General features: G+C 55.8%; 16 protein-coding genes. 4 read left to right on the forward strand and 12 right to left on the reverse strand.

All coding sequences use genetic code 11. From position 1 onward, the window contains the following. Positions 1-718: 718 nt before the first annotated feature. Both VJ369_RS07660 and VJ369_RS07665 read right to left on the reverse strand, forming a co-directional pair. Positions 719-1,009, reverse strand: a complete 291-nt coding sequence (locus VJ369_RS07660; RefSeq protein ID WP_324091497.1) for a hypothetical protein — start codon at positions 1,007-1,009, stop codon at positions 719-721. A 167-nt stretch (positions 1,010-1,176) separates the two neighbouring features. Further along, positions 1,177-1,749: a MarR family winged helix-turn-helix transcriptional regulator gene (locus tag VJ369_RS07665; protein ID WP_324091498.1), complete on the reverse strand. Its 573-nt coding sequence runs from the start codon at positions 1,747-1,749 to the stop codon at positions 1,177-1,179. 170 nt (positions 1,750-1,919) lie between these two features. Between VJ369_RS07665 and VJ369_RS07670 the strand changes: the two genes are divergently transcribed. Both VJ369_RS07670 and VJ369_RS07675 read left to right on the forward strand, forming a co-directional pair. Next, complete coding sequence (locus tag VJ369_RS07670; protein ID WP_324091499.1) at positions 1,920-2,378, forward strand: hypothetical protein; 459 nt, start codon at positions 1,920-1,922, stop codon at positions 2,376-2,378. Positions 2,379-2,510: 132 nt separating this feature from the next. Then, positions 2,511-2,954, forward strand: coding sequence for a hypothetical protein (locus tag VJ369_RS07675; RefSeq protein ID WP_324091500.1), 444 nt, complete (start codon positions 2,511-2,513; stop codon positions 2,952-2,954). 737 nt (positions 2,955-3,691) lie between these two features. On the opposite strand, the gene VJ369_RS07680 is transcribed toward VJ369_RS07675, so the two are convergent. Continuing rightward, positions 3,692-5,725, reverse strand: a complete 2,034-nt coding sequence (locus VJ369_RS07680) for a hypothetical protein (protein WP_324091501.1) — start codon at positions 5,723-5,725, stop codon at positions 3,692-3,694. A 193-nt stretch (positions 5,726-5,918) separates the two neighbouring features. Between VJ369_RS07680 and VJ369_RS07685 the strand changes: the two genes are divergently transcribed. Then, a complete protein-coding gene (locus VJ369_RS07685) occupies positions 5,919-7,280 on the forward strand; it encodes an LPXTG cell wall anchor domain-containing protein (protein WP_324091502.1) in 1,362 nt (453 codons plus the stop codon). Between the two features lie 696 nt (positions 7,281-7,976). Here the strand turns inward: VJ369_RS07685 and VJ369_RS07690 are convergent. Beyond that, a complete protein-coding gene (locus VJ369_RS07690) occupies positions 7,977-8,126 on the reverse strand; it encodes a hypothetical protein (RefSeq protein WP_324091503.1) in 150 nt (49 codons plus the stop codon). Between the two features lie 434 nt (positions 8,127-8,560). After that, complete coding sequence (locus VJ369_RS07695) at positions 8,561-9,535, reverse strand: aldo/keto reductase (protein ID WP_324091504.1); 975 nt, start codon at positions 9,533-9,535, stop codon at positions 8,561-8,563. A gap of 137 nt (positions 9,536-9,672) precedes the next feature. Here VJ369_RS07695 and argG point away from each other — a divergent pair, with 137 nt between their 5' ends. Further along, positions 9,673-11,100, forward strand: a complete 1,428-nt coding sequence (gene argG / locus VJ369_RS07700) for an argininosuccinate synthase (protein ID WP_324091505.1) — start codon at positions 9,673-9,675, stop codon at positions 11,098-11,100. Between the two features lie 95 nt (positions 11,101-11,195). On the opposite strand, the gene VJ369_RS07705 is transcribed toward argG, so the two are convergent. The 7 genes from VJ369_RS07705 to VJ369_RS07735 all read right to left on the reverse strand — a co-directional run bounded on the left by VJ369_RS07705 (position 11,196) and on the right by VJ369_RS07735 (position 20,246). After that, positions 11,196-11,531, reverse strand: a complete 336-nt coding sequence (locus tag VJ369_RS07705) for a hypothetical protein (protein WP_324091506.1) — start codon at positions 11,529-11,531, stop codon at positions 11,196-11,198. Positions 11,532-11,593: 62 nt separating this feature from the next. Then, complete coding sequence (locus VJ369_RS07710) at positions 11,594-12,163, reverse strand: hypothetical protein (RefSeq protein ID WP_324091507.1); 570 nt, start codon at positions 12,161-12,163, stop codon at positions 11,594-11,596. A gap of 34 nt (positions 12,164-12,197) precedes the next feature. Further along, positions 12,198-12,785, reverse strand: a complete 588-nt coding sequence (locus VJ369_RS07715; protein WP_324091508.1) for a DUF402 domain-containing protein — start codon at positions 12,783-12,785, stop codon at positions 12,198-12,200. Next, complete coding sequence (gene dxs / locus VJ369_RS07720) at positions 12,782-14,749, reverse strand: 1-deoxy-D-xylulose-5-phosphate synthase (protein WP_324091509.1); 1,968 nt, start codon at positions 14,747-14,749, stop codon at positions 12,782-12,784. The genes VJ369_RS07715 and dxs overlap by 4 nt, the downstream gene beginning before the upstream one ends. Positions 14,750-14,928: 179 nt before the next feature. Next, positions 14,929-15,783: a phosphotransferase gene (locus tag VJ369_RS07725; protein WP_324091510.1), complete on the reverse strand. Its 855-nt coding sequence runs from the start codon at positions 15,781-15,783 to the stop codon at positions 14,929-14,931. Positions 15,784-16,024: 241 nt separating this feature from the next. Next, positions 16,025-18,733, reverse strand: a complete 2,709-nt coding sequence (acnA, locus tag VJ369_RS07730) for an aconitate hydratase AcnA (protein ID WP_324091511.1) — start codon at positions 18,731-18,733, stop codon at positions 16,025-16,027. Between the two features lie 190 nt (positions 18,734-18,923). Next, a complete protein-coding gene (locus VJ369_RS07735) occupies positions 18,924-20,246 on the reverse strand; it encodes a class I SAM-dependent RNA methyltransferase (RefSeq protein ID WP_324091512.1) in 1,323 nt (440 codons plus the stop codon). Positions 20,247-20,249: the final 3 nt, after the last annotated feature.

The following is a 20,249-nucleotide window of genomic DNA, read 5'->3' on the forward strand; positions in this document are numbered from 1 at the left end:
TTGATGACGAGTGTTCATCGAGAGTCCTTGTTTCATCACTCCAGCACACCGCTATGCTCGCTGGAACACCAGAGTTTTCGCGAGCAAAAGTAAATGAGGCATGGGCTTCATTTCGCGAGCATTCATGATGAGTCAACGCGCCCTCTTGCGTGGTTACCGCAGGTTGAGCTCTCCTAGTAGATGGCGCTTCGTTTTCCATTGCTTGAAGAGATTAGAAGCCTTTGCAGCTCCAGTTGGGGTTGCAAAGGCTTTTCTGTGTATTCGCATCAGCGTTTGAATAAGGATTCGCTCGAAGGTACACCGACCGTCGAGCCAGAGCGGTGGCGTGTTTTCCCCAGCATCACGGCGCAACGAGGAGAACACTGTGGGTTATTCTAGGTTGGACCATTCTGGTATTAATTGCCAGCGGTCTCGCGAAGGCCCCTAAGCCACGAGAACAGGGCGGCAGATGGTTCGCTCCGCTGCTTCTAGATGTACTCGGTGCGATTGTGGGTGGCTGGATCGGCTCAGCACTCTTCAACGTAGGCGTTGACCAGTTCTGATCCCTGTCCACTAGGCTCTTAGCCATTGGTTCATTGATTGTGCTGGCCATCTGGGCGCTGCTTACGCGCAAGCGTGCCTAATCTTTATTCCTTCAAAAACGGTCCACCACAAAATCGTGGTGGACCGTTGCCATATCCATTCAAGGTGAGTGCTACACGTCTTCGCAAGCATCTCATTAGCGGGAATCGAAATCCTGATCCAGCGACGGCCTAGGATCGGTACCTGCCTGCCGCTCCGTAGGAGAAAGCTCGCGCCGGTCAGATTCCAGCGTACTGTGCTCATGGACACTCACGCGCAGGCTCTCAACTTCTTGGGCTCGGTCAGACCAATATCCAGGCTCCAAACCGAAGCCATTCGTCGCCTCTTCAGCCCTCTGCTTGAAACCATCACGATGGTCCTCCAGCGCATTATTCAGATCTTCGAACTCATCATGGCTGACACTGACATTAATACGTCTACGCGGCATGAGAATCACTCCATTCTTGTTAGACAGGCTAGATAAATTCGGGTTGGCTCAAAAATACTCCCTTTCGGCGAAGATGGCATCAACCACAAGGTTTCCAACAGAAACGACAAAGCATCTACTCCAAACGGGGTTGCTCCCGAAGCGCCACATTGGTCTCGCCCGTGATGCTATGCATTATCCGATGGGGAAAAACGTGCTCCCCCAGCCATAGCAGAGACCCGCGGCTCCGTTTGCCCGAGAGTGCCTGTTCGGCGGACATCTGTCTCCACGCTGCCGATCATCGATTCCAAGAACTTGGCGACGGCAATGCGCTCGCTCTCGGACAGCGAGCTCACCGCATCCAGCATTCGCTCATGCATCTGACGCAGCGTCCCGCGGACCTCGGTGTCACTGTGTTCCGTGGGCACAATCCCCACCGACCGCCGATCTGCAGGATGCACAATACGTTCGGCATAGCCGTCACGGCATAACCGGTCTATCAGCACCGACACTGAAGCGTTGGAAATCTCCAGTTCTTCAGCAAAATCTCGTTGGCGGGGAATCACCCCTTTGCGGTGCTCCCTCAGAAGGAAGCGCAACGCAGACATATCGGTTTCATTCATTCCCATCGAACCACGAGCGACAGCTCGCATCTTCCGTTCCGCCTCACGGTAGCGTCGCATGAGGTTCAACAAATCCACTGCCTCGGGCACCGAGCTTCCCTCCTGATACCAGTACCCGCTGGCCTTATAACTGCTCATGAGAACTCCCTCCGCCGGATATGAACTTGCTGCCCGCACCCCGCAGGCTCCCCCTGGCTTTTGCTCGAGATCCAGCTTGTCGAAACGAAAAAAAATAATGTAACCTGTCTAATAGTTAGACAGTCTAATCATATTCTACTACGCAACAGCAACCAGTGCCGGAGTGAAAGATGAAAAAATCCCTAGCAGTTCCTGTAGAGACCACCACGCGTCGTGTCAAGGCGTGGAGTGCGCGGATGCAAGACATCGCAGTCTTCGGCGCGCAGCAGTGCCGTAGTAGAGACAGCGTGCATTCAGCAATTTGCACTATCACTGGATCTGCAGAGGCGCTGGTGGTGAATTTGGCATGTACCGCGAAGAGCGAAGTCCAGGTTTCCGAGCTGATGCAATACGTCGATGAGGCGCTCTTACCGCAGATGGAAAAGGCCCTCGGTGTCCAGTTTGAGGTGCGCAACCTGCAGTTCGCTGTCGCCGGCAGGGGAAGCCTCCTCGCCTCCCCTGAGCATATAGATGGTGTTGAACTCCCCAAGCATTGGCTGGATCATCCCTTCGCTGCACCCGTGCTACCCCCTGCTCCTGGCATGGTGATTGAAGCCAGCAAGCCACGGACAGATTTGCACATCGTCTAGAAACTGCACCACCTGTCGCCAGCACAAGGCGGCAGCCCCCAGCGGCAGGGCCAGCCCAAAGCCTACTCTGCTCTGGATTCCTGACCTCCCTCACAATTTTCATGAGCAGTGCTAGAAAAGGAAGTATCCTAAATGCCCGGTCGAATCGATCGAACCCAGACCGCAGTCAGAGTCGCAGATTTTCTCGCCACACGTGAAGGCAAAGCTCACCTGTCCGACTTTGGCTGGGCGCCGGGAATGCCAATCGTCATGACCCAACCGGCCGAATCACTCAATGATGCCATGGGGATGGTGTCGCTCCACGGACGGGCAGTCCTGATAGCAATGCTTGATGCGCATACTGAAGAGTTACTCATGGCGCATGTCACCATCCCGCAAACCGCCCTGACAGTCACGAAGGCAGCTACGGATCGGCTCACCATGGGAGAGTTCTTCGATCACCTCACAACGCAGTCCATTGCTGAGTTCCGTGCGAAATTCTGGAAGCATACCGCCGTCGCCCACAAGATCCCCACGTGCACCGCGATGCGGACTGTGAATACCACAGCTGCACGCTACCCGCTGCCAGCACCCTGACGCATATCGGCCCCGGTCGCTGCGGGTACCAGCAGGTAAAAACCTTGCTCCCCTGGTTCTGACTCATTCCCTCTGGCTGGCCAACAGTTTCGTTGGCTTAGCGCGTGGGCAGGAATCGGGTGATCTCTCCGGTTAATGTCTCTATCCAAGTTTGCGGGTACCAGGCTCACCATCCGAACTACAAGGAAACATCCGTACCGTCCCCAACGAGGATCTTATTCGGTTGGCAATCAGGGCTGGATCAGGTTCGTTACAGGATTCCTTGGCCTAGGTGTCGGACGGAACATTTGATCAGCACTCTGGGCCAACTTCACAGCCGAGGTGTCGCCACAGACTTTCGAGAGCCTACGTAGCTCAATCACGTTTGGCAGAATGTGCGGACTTCTTGCCGCACTGCGCGAGAAACGAACCGGTGAGCTAACTTAGTGGGTGGCCACTCCATCTTCAGGGCGTGGTGAACAATGTGGGCGCCAAAGGCGGTTTAGCCTAGAGTCATGCGTGGTTCAGGTCCTGACCTGAGCTTCGCATTGTTCGGATCGAGCGTTTCACCTCACTCATTCGTGCGAAAAACCCAGTCGAATGGTCAAGTGTCTTTATCGGGCACTTGACCATTCGCATTTCCCGGCCACTCGAGCAACCGACCTTCTCGGTTCATGTGTCCCACGTAGCAGGCTTGCCGGCATGACTAAACCTGAGCGCTCAGAAACCAGTGAAGAGCCACGACGAGTAAGCAGCGTTTATTTCTTGCTCAGCTTCGTCACCACTGTGGTGTATCCAGGCTTCGAGGCGGTAATCTGGACTGTCAGTTTCTTGCCAGTGTCCGACTTAATCACGGTGTAGCGGGGCTTCGTGGACTTTTTGATGATCTTTCCCGAGCGCAACCACTGATACGAGACTTTGACGCCCTTCGTATTGTAGGTGCCCGCGCTAACTTTCAATACCTTGCCAGTAGCCTTCTTGCCTGTGATCGCAGGCTTCTTCACTACTTTCAGCTTCGCTGGAACGACCTTGGCAGTAGACGCACTCGTGACAGTTTTCGTGTTGTAGTTCGTCATGGAGTACTTCGCCGAGACGGAAACGCGCTTGTTCAGATCGGTTTTGGTCAGGGAGTAAGTTTTGCCACTAGCACCCTTAATTTTCTGCCCATTGACCATCCACTGGTAGCTAACGGACTGCGAGGCAGGTCTCGAAGTGGCTGCCTTCGCAGTCAATTTGCTGCCAACTTGGGCTGTCCCGGTGATGGCGGGTTTGCCAACAGCGAAGTTTCCCTTGCCAACTTTCACCGGGTCACTGGTCGGCAAACTCGCAGAGAACTCATCTGACCAATGGAAACTAACCTGGACAGAGACCTTCAGATCAGGGAACTTAGCACCAGGAACAAAAGTTGACCCGGTCGCCCCAGTAACGGGGCTCCCCTGGACATACCATTGGAAACTTCGTTTGAATCCAGGGAAATACGAAGCATCCACTCTGGCAGTGAGTTTCTCAGTCACGATCTTGCTTCCGGTGATCTTGGGCTTCGGAAGAGCTCCCACACTAGATGAAATAGGTATCCCGTACCTGACAGTGTTTTTGACCGCAGCAACCCAATACACCGAGGACTCAAACACGGGTTTGGTGGAGTAATCCACCTCGATCACGGCGTTAGTATCCTTTCTAGCTAACCGGTACGTCTGCCCCGTAGCTCCGGGAATCGCTTCGCCATTGCGCATCCACTGCAAACGCGCGAAAGGATAGTTGCTCACCGGTGCCAGAAGCAGATCTCCAATGACCGCAATATCGTGGCCCTCGAACGATGGATTCTGTGCCAAGCCAATAGGCGTGAACGTGACAGTATCGCGAATGCCAAAGTGCCACGACGAGTGGTAGCTGACCGACCCGAGATTCGGCATTCCAGGGATCGGCTCTTCTTCGCTCCTGTAATCCACGAGGAGGTTCCCAACTCCAGCTTTACGCGCGGTCACACCTGTGGCAGTGATGTCAGTGAGTCGTCGTTCAGTGTGGTGGCCGAGATACTCCTTCGGAGTGAGCGTGGTTCCGTCAACAGCGAGCACTGGTTTGATGCTTGCGGTTTCACCGATTTTCAGATCCACGCGTTCTTGGCCGTACGTTGAGACGTCCAACTGTTCCAGGTTCTTCAGTGAGGTTGCCCAACGGTAATCAGTGGAGCTCGACGCAAGAACATCAAGAGATTTGAGGGTTGCAATATTGCCCAGTGGCGCAAGGTCAACGATGCGGTCCCTGGGGAATACCAGGTCCAGTTCTTCCAATGCAGGCAGTTTCGCGACTTCCGAAAGCGTTGCTGGTGGGGCCTCTGTCATCCCAATGCTGCGCAGCTGCGGGTTCTGGCCTAGTACTTCCAACCCGTTCAAGGTCTGCCCCTGAAGCGTTTCGACCGAGATCCACTCAACGCTCTTGGCCATCGGAAGCTGACGCAAAGAAGTGACGTTGCGACACGACAGGCCAGTAACCACCTCGGAGGAATCATCCAAAGACTCACTACAAGAAAGCGCCGTACTAGGCGCAGCATAGGCTACCGGGACAAGGATTGAAGGCGATAACGACAAAATGCCGATGGCTGAAACGATACGGCGCAGAAATCCCATAATTCCCCAAAAAATTAAAGTAAAAATACTCAGAACATCATCCCACAGCTCACGCTCAGCTACCCCTACCAGTGAGCCAGTGAGAATCAGGCGACGAAAAGACCATTTTTTCTGGAACCGGGATGCTTTCCACACCAGAATAAGTACGCTAAATTTATCTTCCATGTGCATTCACCCGAATGCACGACCGGTTACAGGTGCCCCCTCCAGCGCTCCATTAGCAGCGCCAGTACCTGTCACCGATGCGCTTCCGCATAGAAAACAGGAAAACATGACCCCTCGCGTCCCTGGAGCTTTGCTCTCCACCGCAGTTATCTCAGGCCTACTCCTTTCGGCAGCGCCAGCGCATGCTACGCAAATGATGCCATCATCGAGCAGCACCCAGCATGCCGCCATTTCAGACAGCGGATTCCCGGCCCCGGAGCCGAGTAGCAGCCCGTCCCAAACCGCCCCGGAATCAATCCCGGAAACGGAGACAAGAGCCCCCTCCGATATCTCCGAAACCTATGCCCCGGTTGCTGAAGATGACTCCGATCAACAACAAGCTGAAATACCCGCCGACTTCAGCGAAGAACAAAATGCCGAGACGGCAATACCGCAGCCCACCGAAAGCACCACTGGGCCCGCACCTACGACTTCGACAGAGCCATCATCGGTTCCTGCCCCGACCGCTCCCACCGCTGACATCGTTGAAGAGAAAACAGTAACCGAAGAAGACGGCCCGGAATCTGTAGAAGGCACGCCCAGTCCGGAACCCAGCGAATCTTCGACAGCCGAACATCCCAATTCGACTTCGCTGCTGACCGATGAGGACGATGAGCTAACTCCTGAGCAGGAAGAGATCCTGAAAAAGCTCGAGAAGATCACTCCGAAGGGGATGGATGACTGGACTGAGCAGCAGTGGAAAGACTTCACCCAGAGCGAGGACGGCATTGAGTACGATCGTCTCTGGGACGAGTACTACGAAACATTGCCTGAGTGGGAAGACACGCTTTCTGAGGAACAACGTGCTTTCTGGGAGAAAATCGACCAGATGATCCCCGAAGGTAGCGACGGCTGGGACGAAGCGCAGTGGGATGCGTTCTATTCGACCCCTGAAGGCCAGGAAATTGAACGCCTCACCAATGAGTTTTTCGACGAATACTATGGCGATGACTTTGGTTTCGAACTCACGCCGGAAGAACTAGCGTTCTTTGAAGAATTGGAACGCAGGACGCCTGCGAGAAGCGATGAGTGGAGTGATAAGCAATGGGAAGAGTACTTGATGACCGATGAGGGTTATCAACTACTTGGATTCTTCCTCACCTTCGAGTTCGACCAGATTAAATCACCAGAAGAACTAAGCAAACTTATCAAGACCTACCGGGAGTGGTTCGACGACGGAACAGGATGGTTTGATGACTTCGTTAACCGCTATCTCAACGGACCTGAAAATGAGCCTGTAATCCAACCGTCAGCCTCGCCAGCACCGCTCCCTGGCACAAATATTCATCCTGAGGCATCTGAGATTGTTCCCGCAGTAAAAACTGTGAAGGCCATGAGTAAGCGTTTGCAAGAGGTCGCTAACCCTGTTGCGAAGAAGATGCGGGTAGCTAAGCAAAGTTCAACTGAGTTAGCTGAAACAGGGTTCAGCAGCTTGATGCTTGCAGTCGGTGGCGTCGCTCTTTTATTTGTCGGAGCGCTGGCCATGCGGCGCAAACGCAAAACTGCTGTGAAGTAAAACTGTACTGAGGGGTAATAGGAAGTTGAAACATCCGCCCGTTACCGCTCCGCTGGCTCTATAGGCCAAAATCCTTTGTTCCTTCGTTTCGCCAGTTGCCGGGTGTGTCAGGAAAGTCTTTTCTAAGCCATGCCCGATAGGTGGTGGTCATTCCGGGAACAAAAAGACTAGAGGCATGAATTCTAATTAGAAAGAGAATCCCGCCCTCGCGAGGAGGGCGGGATTCGCGTTTGGCGTCCGGGCCGTTCAACTATCCCCATAGTTAAACATTTACAACGCAGATCGTCCCCACGATCCGTGTTAACCCCTTGCACGTCTAATAACGTACCTCCATTTGATCGCCATTCATATATTTGAAATCGGAAGTTTGACGAACGCAGGTAACAATTCTTCGGAATTCAATTTCTGTGCACTTCACTGCTGGTTTAAAACTTGAAGTAATTTTTACTACCCAAACTCCTATTTGGACTTTTTTACTGTTAGCGTGGAATTACACCGCGCTGGGAAGCCCAGTTCCTTTCCCCCATGTAGGAACTGAAAGTGGTGTGCGCTGCGTCTAACCCCAAGTAGGCGTAACGTCCCATTATCGAATGAAAATGACCCCGGATCAATGATTCGGGGTCATTACTAACTGGGACTCCGGCTATACCTCAACACGCCAGACAGCCCAGAGCGCCTTCCTGAACCGCTCCGGGCTTAGACCTGCTGGTGCGCGGCGGCAGAACCGCTGGCATCAAACGCGGCAGAGATTTCCGGAACGGACGTGACGCGAGCGAACAGCCCCATAGATCCGAGGGAGGCCTGGTGGGACGATACGTCTGCCGCGGAGGAAGCATCCGACTGCACGAAAGTGTTGTATCCCAGATCCGGGGTCTGAGAAAGTTCTGCCCGAAAACTTACACTAAGGCGTTCGAAACCTGTTGAAAGGGTTCATGGGCAGTTGATTTTCTAAGTGATTGCAGGCCGCGGGAATCAGCGGATTCGCCGACCAGACATTCGCAGAGGACCTTGAACGCTTTGTCGACTAGTCAGTGGCTGGTCGCCGCTGGGAACGCACAACCACTCACTGACCCATATTTGTCACTTTCGAAAAATCAACGTTCGGCTCTCAGCGTTTGCCCGACCCAGCGGAAGCTTGACGTCGGGAATTTCAATATTTATCAAGCCCCATCTACTCCAGGATCGACACCGGCATGACGTTAGCGTGAATTTCCGTACCGATCTTCCTCAGACGCCGTATTGATCAGAATCCCTGCGTTCGTGATGAGCGGAGATTCAGCTTAGAACAAGGCCACCTTCTGTGGGCTAGAGAAGATCTGGTTGATTTCTTCACGCTCGGTGTCCGTGGGGACCCAGCTAATAGCCTCTGCATTGGCCGTAACCTGCTCCGGACGCGTCGACCCGGCAATGACCGAGGATACTGGCTCTTGAGCCGCGAGCCAGCAGAATGCGAGTTGTGCTGGGGTGAGATCTCTTTGCGCAGCGAATGCAGCAATCTTATCCAGCTGCTCGAAGTCACTGGTTTCAAGCAACGCCTGACGAGCGTGCGTCAATCGGCTTCCTTCTGGAGCCTGCCCCTTGGAATATTTTCCGGTCAGCAAACCGTTTGCCAGCGGGAAGTAGGGCAACACGCCGAGCCTGAATTCCTTTGCTGCGGGCAAGACCTCCAGCTCGGCTCGGCGATCAATAAGGTTGTAATGATTCTGCGCTGAAATAAAGCGTTCGGTGCCCAACTCACGGGCCACATACTCGGCCTGCGCAATTTGCCAGCCCGCGCGATTCGAGTGCCCGAGATAACGCACTTTTCCGCTGCTCACCAGATCATCGAGAGCTTTCAACGATTCCTCAATGGGGGTGTTCGCATCAGGAGTATGAAATTGGTAGAGGTCGATGTGATCGGTTCCCAATCGGCGCAATGAAGCTTCTACCGCTTTAACGATGTATCGCCGAGATCCGCGGGCGTTGAAGTCTGGACCATTCACGCCCTTCATGTCCATGCCAAATTTGGTAGCAAGCACGATGTCTTCACGTGCATTGCCCAGCGCCTTGCCAAGGCGTTCTTCGGATAGTCCTGGCTCACGCCCATAGCTGTCGGCGACATCAAAGAGGGTGATTCCTGCATCGAGGGCGGCGTGGATCACCGCGTCGGTTCCGGCTTGTGATTCCGTGGCCGTTCCTGGGCGCCCCAGGTTGTTGCAACCGAGTCCAACAACCGAAACGCTCAGACCACTGCGGCCAAGCTGACGAAATTCCATGAGCACCTCTTTGATAATTTGCGCGGTGCCGCTTCACTTAGCCGGCGACTTACCCATAGGCTATCGGGTAGGACGGTGTGCTGAACATTTCACACCTCGATTCACTGTGTTGCATATTTATCCATTAGGATGGAAACATGTCAAAAGTCCTCACCTCTCTCCCTGTCGGCGAACGCGTCGGTATCGCGTTCTCCGGCGGCCTTGATACTTCGGTCGCAGTTGCCTGGATGCGCGACAAGGGCGCCATCCCTTACACCTACACCGGCGATCTGGGCCAGTACGACGAGCCAGACATCGATGCAGTTCCAGACCGTGCTCTGGAATACGGTGCCGAAGCCTCGCGCCTGGTCGATTGCAAACCAGCCTTGGTCGAAGAAGGCCTCGCAGCACTTGCTTGCGGCGCCTTCCATATCCGCTCCGGCGGAAAAGCCTACTTCAACACCACCCCACTGGGCCGCGCCGTCACCGGCACCCTGCTCGTTCGTGCAATGCGCGAAGACGGCGTGGATGTCTGGGGCGACGGGTCGACCTACAAGGGTAACGACATCGAGCGCTTCTACCGCTACGGCCTCATGGCCAACCCGAAGCTGCGTATCTACAAGCCATGGCTTGACCCAGCATTCGTCGCTCAGCTCGGCGGCCGCCAGGAGATGAGCGAATGGTTGCAGGAGCACGGCTTCCCATACCGCGACTCGGCAGCAAAGGCTTACTCCACCGACGCCAACATCTGGGGCGCAACTCACGAAGCAAAGACCCTGGAGCTGCTGGACACCTCGCTTGAGGCAGTCGAGCCAATCATGGGCGTGAAGTACTGGGACGAATCGGTTGAGGTTAAGTCCGAAGATGTTTCGGTCACCTTCTCCGCCGGCCGTCCGGTAGCCATCAATGGCAAGGAGTTCACCGATCCGGTGGCCCTGGTCAACGAGGCGAACATCATCGGTGGCCGTCACGGTCTGGGCATGAGCGACCAGATCGAGAACCGTATCATCGAAGCGAAGTCGCGCGGCATCTACGAAGCACCTGCTATGGCGCTGCTGCACATCGCGTACGAGCGCTTGGTCAACGCGATCCACAACGAAGACACCGTAGCCAGCTACCACAACGAAGGCCGCCGTCTGGGCCGCCTGATGTACGAGGGCCGCTGGTTGGATCCACAGGCTCTGATGCTGCGCGAGTCGCTGCAGCGCTGGGTCGGTTCGGCCATCTCCGGTACCGTAACCGTACGTTTGCGTCGCGGCGATGACTACACGATCCTGAACACCGAAGGTGAAAACCTTAGCTACCACCCGGACAAGCTGTCCATGGAACGCGTAGGTGACGCAGCCTTCGGTCCACTGGATCGTATCGGTCAGCTGACCATGCGTAACCTGGATATCGCCGATTCGCGCGGTCGCCTGGAACAGTATGCAGGCATGGGCCTGGTGGGCGGATCCACCGCGAAGCTGGTTGGCGCACTGGAAAATGGTGGAGCGAACGACATCGTCGACGCCTCACCGGTCGACGAATCGGGTCTGGCAACGGACCGCGCCATCGAGTCCGCAGCATTTGACTCCGGCACCGACTAAGGATTTTAGTCAAAAACACTAAGCCGGCCAGAACATCAGAAGATGTTCTGGCCGGCTTAGCTTAACCGCCAAGATTCGAAAATTCCTAACTGCGGTTAGGCGTCGATCAAAGTCAGCAGTGAGCTCACGGCGATCGTGAAACCAACCAGCGCGACCAGGCGCAAGATCAGCCGGATACGCGCACCGGTTTTTGTATTCGGTGCCGGCAAACGGAAGCCCTGCTCCACGATCCACGCGGCAAGCACCACGAACACCCCAGCTAGGGCCACCTGTACGTGCGAGACTTCGCTCAGCAGCGAGGTGATACCGATACCAACGATTACGCCGAGGCAAGCCTGAAACACCAAGTGCAGAGGTGTGCGTGTAGCACCAAATTGCGATGTCTTACGCTTGGCCCCCGGGGTTTCGTCCCGGTCCTCTTGAGGAATCATCTGTCCTTTGTCCTTAGTTCATGGAGAAGCTAATGTGGGCCGGTGTCCTGGCCCGAAGGTTTTTAGCTCAGTGAAAACGGTTTGGCAGGCATTGGGTGCGCCATCTTGACCGCTTCAATATTGTCGTACGGGGCAATTCCGACACTCATCTTAGTGGTATCCAATTTGGCGTCACGGACGCATACCTTGACCGAGGCGACTGCGAGTTTCGGAGCCGGCGAAAGGATCCGAATATTGAGCTTGTTGGGTGCGAAATCACTTGATTCAACGGTCCCTAGTCCACGCCAGGCCAGGTGTCCGGTGAGCGCTTCCTTGGCTTTTTTCTCCATGTAGCGATCGCGCTCAGTGCCGTCTTTGGTTTTTAGCGCATACTGGACAATCACCCAGCTCTGCTCTTCGGCTGGGATCTGTGCGTAGCCGTCTTCTTCGCAGGCAGCAAGGAAGCCGGCGAAAAGCTCGTCGGCTCGTTCCACCTTGACATCTTGAACATCGCTGGTCTTTGACATGTGGCCCACGGTTCCGTGATTAATCACGAACTGGCCCAGCTCGTCTTCATCAAACTGCTGGTACCAGGCTTCGCGGAACTGCAGTTCGTTCTTCTCATCCAGCCGGTAGGTGCGAATAATCGCCATCTTTTTGTCCTTAGTAGTGGTGATAATGCTGGGCTCAGCGTGGAAGTTCCGCGACCTTTGCCAGCCAAATTTGTCGGTGTGAGTCGGTGAAAGGTGGTAGGTTTTCCGCTACCTGGGCCATGAGTGACGCGCTGGTCTCGCGCATCTGACGCTGTAGTTCTTCGGGGTAGTTCATCTTCAACGCGTGCTCTTCAAACTCATCTTCATCGTCTAAAAAGGTACCTCGGGTACGTGAACGAATGACGTCGAGGTCCATATCGACCGAATTTACTTCCCATCCCCCACGGCGCAGCTGATGCCAGCCGATCGAGGTGGCCAGATCGATGTAAACGTCAAAATCGTCGGCTGGGTCCGAGTAGAGGGTAGCAACCCAGAAACCATGGTGCGGAATGAGGCAAAGCGCATCGGTGCGCGCCAAATGTGCGGTGCCGGGACGGGCTACCAAGGAACCCGCCGGTTGGTGCAGCCAATGACCATGTTCATCGGCGCCTAAATAAAATCCGGGGACCACCCAATGCGGCGTGCCATCGTATTTCCATGCGCGGCTGACAATGAGCGAGCCGAAACGCACCGGTTCCGGGGTGCGCGTCAGTCCGGTGGGAAACGGCATTGGTGCGCTCACAGCTTGGGGATCTGGCCAGTTGGTAAATCTTGTCCAGGCAGCGGGCGCGCGAACGGCACCTTAGTTCCAAGCACCTGGGCTAAGGTATCCCGAGCCACCTGCTGAGCGGTGAGTCCCACCCGCTCGAGTACCTGGGCGCGGGTGCCGTGGGCTAGGAATTCTGTAGGTAAACCGACTTCGTTCAGTGCCGTGTCTACTCCGGCTGCCCGCATCTCGGTGCGCAAGCGGGAACCGACACCTCCGGCGCGCACGCCATCTTCGATGCAGACCACGATGCGGTGGCGAGCGGCGAGCGAGACGACGGAAGCTGGAACGGGCAGCACCCAGCGTGGGTCAACGACACTCACAGAGATGCCTTGGCTGTTCAGCCTTTGTGCCACGTCCAGCGACAGTTCGCTCATGGCTCCGACCGAAACGATCAGCACGTCCGGGGCGGCCCGATCTCCGAGGCGAGCGAGCACATCAACCCCGTCAGGCAATCGATCAATCGCCTCAACTTCTTCACCGACCGACCCCTTAGAGAAGCGCACCACGCTTGGTGCGTCGTCGATGGCCAGTGCTTCGCGCAGTTCTTCGCGCAAGCGTGAGGCATCGCGAGGCGCCGCCAGATGAAGATTCGGCACGATCTGGGTCAACGCCATATCCCACATACCGTGGTGGCTGGGACCATCTGGGCCGGTGACTCCGGCACGGTCCAGCACGATGGTCACGCCGGCCTTGTGCAGGGCAACGTCCATCAGTAGCTGATCAAAGGCACGATTCAGGAAGGTCGCGTAGACGCAGACCACTGGGTGCAGACCACCGAAGGCTAAGCCAGCGGCGGCTGTCATCGCGTGCTGTTCGGCAATACCAACGTCGATGACGCGCTCTGGATATTTGTCTGCCATTTTCTTCAGGCCCACCGGCTGCAACATGGCCCCGGTGATTGCGACAATGTCATCACGTTCGTCGGCAACTAAAGCAATTTCATCGCCAAAGACGCTGGTCCAGCTTTTGGCTCCCCCACTCGATACCGGGACGCCGGTTTCTGGGTCGATCACGCCTACCGCGTGGAACTGGTCTGCCACGTCGGCGATGGCCGGAGCATAACCATGACCCTTTTCGGTCAACGTGTGCACCAATACGGGGCCACCGAATTGCTTGGCCTGGAGTAACGCTTCTTCAACGGCGCGCTGGTTATGCCCGTCGATCGGGCCAATGTATTTCAGCCCAAGGTCCTCGAACAATCCCTGCGGGGCCCACCAATCTTTGATTCCCTTTTTGGTGGCGTGCAAAGATTTGTAGGCGAAAGTTCCTACGGCGCCCGAATCTTTGAGCTTGCCCTTGAGCTTGCTCATGGCATCCTCATAGGACGGGTGAGTGCGGAATTTATCTAGTTGCTGACGCAGCCCGGAGAGCTGGTTGGCGAGCCCGCCGATGGTTGGCGCGTAGGAACGCCCGTTGTCATTGACGACAATAATGGCCTTGCGGTCTTTGTCAGCGGCAATATTGTTGACCGCTTCCCAAGCCATGCCGCCGGTCAGTGCGCCGTCGCCGACTAGCGCGATGGCGTAGCGCTCGGTCTGCTTACGAAGTTTGTTGGCCCGCGAGATGCCATCAACCCAGGACAGGGAGGCGGAAGCATGTGAGGACTCGACGATGTCGTGCTCGGACTCGCTACGGTCAGGGTATCCGGCCAGACCGCCTTGCTGGCGCAAGGTGGTGAAGTCTTTGCGTCCAGTGAGTAATTTGTGGACGTAGGACTGATGCCCGGTGTCAAAAACGATGGAGTCGGTCGGTGAATCGAAGACTCGGTGGATGCCTAGCGTCAGTTCAACGACACCCAGGTTTGGGCCGAGATGGCCGCCGGTACGCGCAACGTTGGCGATGAGGAAGGCGCGGATTTCTCCTGCGAGCTCTTCCAACTGCTCCAGGGTGAGAGCCCGCAGATCGCTAGGCTTATTGATGGTCTCCAATAAAGACACTGTCATCCCCTTTACATGTTCGCCCATTACGGACCGGTCAATCCATGCGAAACACTTATTATAGCTTTCGCAGGGCACTTTCCATTATCCGTCACGTTTGGTGATGGTGCGAATTTCCTGACAATGACCTTGACTACTGTCACTGAAATTTCGCGCCGGGCGTGGTGTTTATGAGTTTCTCAGAACAGATCCAGCGCATCTGACAACATCTGGTGCCCCTGCGCTTCAAAATCGGTGTCTCCTACCTGATAGGCCCAGACCGCGGTCCCGATTGCTTCGCGTAACGAAATGACCGGCCAAGTTCTGGAATCTCGTGGATCATCTCCGTATCCTTCAAGGAACGCGGATTCCAATTCTGGTGCATCTTTGAACTGCTGAACGGCTAACCGGTTCAGATCGCTCGACGCAGGACGAAAGTCGAAACGACCAAAATCAATGACGTGCAGACTGTCCCCATTAATGATCCAGTTGCGTGGTTGCCAGTCACCATGGGTTGGTACCAACAGGGCAGGCCCGGTGCGATATTCACGCAGTGCAGTGCTCGCGCGTGCTGCGAGGCGCTGATCGATTCGATGGTCATCCGCAAGCCAGCTACGGCATTTGCGAATGAAAATTTCCTCGTAGTTCTCGTCGTTGTACGAAGATTGCTCGTGGAAAAGGCGCAACGCATGTCCGGCCTGTACGTGGATTTCTGGATCCAATGCGGCCGGCGAATGGTCGCATAAGTACCCGGGCAGATAATCCATCACCAAAAGCCGCAAGGGCTCGTCGGCAAAGCGTGCATGGGCAGTTATTCCTCGCTCAACCAGTGGTCTTGTAAACCTCGCGTGAGCTGCAAATTCGCGTTGCATGTGATGATTCCTCGGTCCAGCAGTTTTGAGGATATATTGTCGTCCACTTGATCGAAGCTGCAGAACCTTGGTGTCAGTCAGGCCCCACGAGAGATCTGCGACAAGTTGTGGATCGGTGAGCCATTCCTCTATTCGTGCGGCTTGGTCTTCGGTGAGCAGTTCCTGGTGCCAGCTACGACGCATGTTTCAAGCTCCTTGTGCGGTTCACTTCCCATACTAAAGAGAATTTTCACCGTTTATAGGCCTTCACAGTGATTCTTTCGAGAAGGAAATCTAGTCGCTGGCCGAGGCTCGCTGAGGCTGAATTTTGTGGGCGGACTGATGCAAGCGGATCAGTCCAGGTTAAGCGGCCGAAGGCCTCAAAGCTTGCGCTTTGAGGCCTTCGGGTTGTTTCAGAAGCTGAAACTAACTAGTGGTCAAGACCTTAGTTAGAAGCTGCGATCTGACGCAGGACGTACTGCAGGATGCCACCGTTACGGTAGTAATCTGCCTCGCCTGGGGTATCGATACGCAGATCCGCATCGAACTCGGTGACCTTGCCGTCTTCGGCGGTAGCGGTCACCTTCAGGGTCTTCGGGGTGGTGCCGTTGTTCAGCTCAGTCACGCCGGAGATCGAGAAGCTCTCGGTACCGGTTAGACCCAGCGAATCAGCGGACTCGCCCTGTGGGAACTGCAGTGGCAGAACGCCCATGCCGATTAGGTTCGAGCGGTGGATACGCTCGAAGGACTCGGTGATGACGGCCTTGACACCCAGCAGTGCGGTGCCCTTGGCAGCCCAGTCACGCGAGGAGCCCGAACCGTATTCCTTACCACCAAGAACGACCAGCGGGGTGCCGGCTGCCTTGTAGTTCTCCGCAGCGTCGTACACGTACGACTGTGGAGCGCCATCCTGGGTGAAGTCGCGGGTGAAGCCACCCTCGACGCCGTCCAGCAGCTGGTTCTTGATACGGATGTTCGCGAAGGTACCGCGGATCATGACTTCGTGGTTACCACGGCGTGAGCCGTAGGAGTTGAAGTCCTTGCGATCCACACCGTTTGCGATCAGGTACTGACCAGCCGGGGTTTCCGACTTGAACGAACCTGCAGGTGAGATGTGGTCGGTGGTGACCGAATCGCCAAGCTTGAGCAGAACACGAGCTGCGGAGATATCCTCAACCGGAGCTGGTTCGGCGGTCATGCCGTCGAAGTAAGGTGCCTTACGTGCGTAGGTCGACTTCTCGTCCCACTTGAAGGTCGAGCCTTCTGGGGTGTCAAGTGCCTTCCAGCGCTCGTCCCCTTCGAAGACGCCTTCGTAACCCTTGGCGAACATGCCTTCGTCGATCGAGGAATCAATGATTTCCTGAACCTCGACAGGCGATGGCCAGATGTCCTTCAGGAAGACATCGTTGCCCTCGTTGTCCTTGCCCAGGGAATCGGTTTCGAAGTCGAAGTCCATGGTGCCGGCCAGTGCGTAAGCGATAACTAGTGGCGGGGAGGCCAGGTAGTTCATCTTTACGTCTGGGTTGATGCGGCCTTCGAAGTTACGGTTACCCGAAAGAACTGCGGTGGCTGCGAGGTCGTTGGTGTTGATTGCCTCGGAGATCTCGGCATCCAATGGACCGGAGTTACCGATACAAGTTGCGCAACCGTAACCGACCACGAAGAAGCCAAGCTTCTCCAGGTATGGCATCAGGCCGGACTTCTCGTAGTACTCGGTTACAACCTTCGAGCCCGGGGCGACCGAAGTCTTGACCCAAGGCTTGGAGGCCAGACCCTTGTCGGCAGCATTGCGTGCAAGAACTGCAGCGGCAAGCATCACCGAAGGGTTGGAGGTGTTGGTGCACGAGGTGATCGAAGCGATCGAAACCAAACCGTGGTCGATGGTGAACTTCTGACCATCTTCCTTGGTGACCTCAACTGCGGTCGATGGACGTCCAACACCCTGGGTGTCTTCGGTGTTCGATACGTAGTTGTGGATGTCCTTGCGGAACTGTTCCTTCGACGAGGACAGCTCGATGCGGTCCTGTGGACGCTTCGGGCCGGCGATCGATGGAACAACGGTGGAAAGATCCAGCTCGAGGTATTCCGAGAAACGGATCTCGCGGCTTGGATCGTGCCACATGCCCTGTTCCTTGGCGTAAGCCTCAACGAGGTCCACGTTCTCCTGGCTGCGGCCGGTCAGGCGCAGGTAATCCAGGGTGACGTCGTCAATTGGGAACATTGCGGCGGTGGAGCCGAACTCTGGGGACATGTTGCCAATAGTTGCACGGTTAGCCAGTGGCACTGCTGCCACGCCTTCACCGTAGAACTCAACAAACTTGCCAACAACGCCGTGCTTACGCAGCATTTCGGTGATGGTCAGCACCACGTCGGTTGCGGTCGCGCCGGCTGGGATCGAGCCAGCAAGCTTGAAGCCGACAACGCGTGGGATCAGCATGGAGACAGGCTGGCCGAGCATTGCTGCCTCGGCCTCAATGCCACCCACGCCCCAGCCCAGCACGCCCATACCGTTAACCATGGTGGTGTGTGAGTCGGTGCCGACACAAGTATCTGGGTATGCGCGCAGCACGCCGTCAACTTCGCGGGTCATCACGGTGCGAGCCAGGAACTCGATGTTGACCTGGTGCACAATGCCGGTGCCTGGTGGGACGACCTTGAAGTCGTCAAATGCAGTCTGGCCCCAACGCAGGAACTGGTAACGCTCACCATTGCGCTGGTATTCGATTTCCATGTTGCGCTCAACGGCGCCTGCGAAACCAAAGGTATCAATCTGCACGGAGTGGTCGATGACCATTTCGGCAGGTGCCAGTGGGTTCACGCGGGTAGGATCTCCACCGAGTTCCTGCACTGCCTCGCGCATGGTTGCAAGGTCAACGATGCAAGGTACACCGGTGAAGTCCTGCATCAGCACGCGGGCTGGCGTGAACTGGATTTCGGTGTTCGGCTGAGCCGATGCATCCCACTGGCCTACGGCCTTTACGTGGTCTGCGGTGATGTTCGCACCATCTTCAGTGCGAAGCAGGTTCTCAAGTAGAACCTTCAAGCTGTAGGGAAGGCTTTCCGAGCCTTCGACCGTATTCAGTCGGTAAATTTCATATTCGGTTCCCTTGACGTCAAGTACGCCCTTGGCACCGAAACTGTCCACTTTACTCATTGGGACTCCTCTCGCCAGACACTCATTCTTTATGCATGCTCAAACATAATTCCAGTTAGGCGCTCCTAACTGAGAATGTCATATTTGTATTGCTGCAGAGCTAACCCCAGTCTATCCGCAACTGAGAGAAAATGCCGGATCCGCAGAAATTTTACGCTTAATTTGTGATTCAAGCCCCTAAAATCATCGTCTAACGGCGGACGAACAGACCAATCGACTCCATATGGTGAGTATGCGGGTATAAATCGTGAATCTCCATGTGATCTAATTCGTAGCCGCGAGCCATCAAACGGGCCGTATCTCGGGCAAAAGCTGCCGGGTCACACGAGACGTAACAAATGCGCGGAACACCACTAGCAGCCAATTCCGCTGCTGACTGCTTATCCAAACCGGTGCGCGGTGGATCCAAAACCACAGCATCCAGCTGAGCCTCGCGAGCCAGCTGGCGCATCAAGCGTTCTACCCGGCCGCGTGTCACAGTTACTTGTGGGGTCTGAGCTAAATTTTTCTTCGCATCCGAGTGCGTTCCCGGTGCACCTTCGATGCTAAAGACCCGGCCTTGAGGTCCAACAGCTTCGGCTAGCGGCAAGGAGAAAAGTCCCGCGCCGGCGTAAAGGTCGGCGATGACTTCGCCAGAGTCTGGGGCCGTGAGATCCATGACGCGCTCGGTCAACAGCGTTGCGGCACTTCGGTGCACCTGCCAGAAACCTTCACCGGTAATCCGGAAGGAATTGCCCAATACCTGCTCGGTGAGCCAACCGTTGCCGGCGATAACTTCTAGCTCGCCTTTGCCGTCAGCTGCAGAACCGCCCACCTGGCTAAAGACGGCAAGGTTGACACCCTCTGGAAGTTGCTTCGCCACACGCAATGCGGCACCGGGACTAACTTCTGAAAGCAGCACGAGCACCGTGGAATCGTCCTGGCTTGAAACCGCGGCTTCCACCCGATCGATTCCGCTAAAGTCCACGGTATACAGCCCTATGGCTTCGATCCCAGGATGCGCCAAAGGCATTTGGGTAATCTCGGTCAGTTCATTGCTGCGAAAACCGCTCATAGCCAAACGGCCGTTCTCGGTCACCGAGTAGGACATCCGGGTACGCCAGCCAAGGCCGTCCGGATTACCGGGTACTGCCTGCACCTCTGGGAAATTGTAGTCTTCGGCCTTCAGCCCACCTAGACGAGTCAGCTGCTCCGCGGCCACCTGCGCTTTGAGCACGCGCTGGTAATCCAGACTAATATGGCCAAATTCTGCTCCTCCCACCGGGTCACGGTGAGTCAGCGCATCGGCCTGATCCCAGACATGAGGCACTCGATGTTCGCTGGCTTCGAGTACTTCAACAACATCGGCGCGCCAAAACTTGGCGGTTTCCCCGGCATCCGTCAACACCACGTTGACCAGTTCGCCGGGAATCCCATGGCGGACAAAGATTACTCGACCTTCATGCCGTGCCACGGTGTGTCCACCATGTGCAATGGAGCCCAGGCGTAGTTCTAAAGTTTCGGCAGCGTTCATAAG

The organism is Glutamicibacter sp., assembly GCF_035257265.1.
GTDB lineage: Bacteria > Actinomycetota > Actinomycetes > Actinomycetales > Micrococcaceae > Glutamicibacter.

Coding starts and splice junctions, on each gene's coding strand:
- VJ369_RS07725 (WP_324091510.1), bottom strand. CDS start 15,783: ATGCGTCGTAGCTGGCACCAGGAACTGCTCACCGAAGACCAAGCCGCA.
- argG (WP_324091505.1), top strand. CDS start 9,673: ATGTCAAAAGTCCTCACCTCTCTCCCTGTCGGCGAACGCGTCGGTATC.
- acnA (WP_324091511.1), bottom strand. CDS start 18,733: ATGAGTAAAGTGGACAGTTTCGGTGCCAAGGGCGTACTTGACGTCAAG.
- VJ369_RS07695 (WP_324091504.1), bottom strand. CDS start 9,535: ATGGAATTTCGTCAGCTTGGCCGCAGTGGTCTGAGCGTTTCGGTTGTT.
- VJ369_RS07665 (WP_324091498.1), bottom strand. CDS start 1,749: ATGAGCAGTTATAAGGCCAGCGGGTACTGGTATCAGGAGGGAAGCTCG.
- VJ369_RS07735 (WP_324091512.1), bottom strand. CDS start 20,246: ATGAACGCTGCCGAAACTTTAGAACTACGCCTGGGCTCCATTGCACAT.
- VJ369_RS07670 (WP_324091499.1), top strand. CDS start 1,920: ATGAAAAAATCCCTAGCAGTTCCTGTAGAGACCACCACGCGTCGTGTC.
- VJ369_RS07660 (WP_324091497.1), bottom strand. CDS start 1,009: ATGCCGCGTAGACGTATTAATGTCAGTGTCAGCCATGATGAGTTCGAA.
- VJ369_RS07680 (WP_324091501.1), bottom strand. CDS start 5,725: ATGGAAGATAAATTTAGCGTACTTATTCTGGTGTGGAAAGCATCCCGG.
- VJ369_RS07675 (WP_324091500.1), top strand. CDS start 2,511: ATGCCCGGTCGAATCGATCGAACCCAGACCGCAGTCAGAGTCGCAGAT.
- VJ369_RS07685 (WP_324091502.1), top strand. CDS start 5,919: ATGATGCCATCATCGAGCAGCACCCAGCATGCCGCCATTTCAGACAGC.
- VJ369_RS07705 (WP_324091506.1), bottom strand. CDS start 11,531: ATGATTCCTCAAGAGGACCGGGACGAAACCCCGGGGGCCAAGCGTAAG.
- VJ369_RS07710 (WP_324091507.1), bottom strand. CDS start 12,163: ATGGCGATTATTCGCACCTACCGGCTGGATGAGAAGAACGAACTGCAG.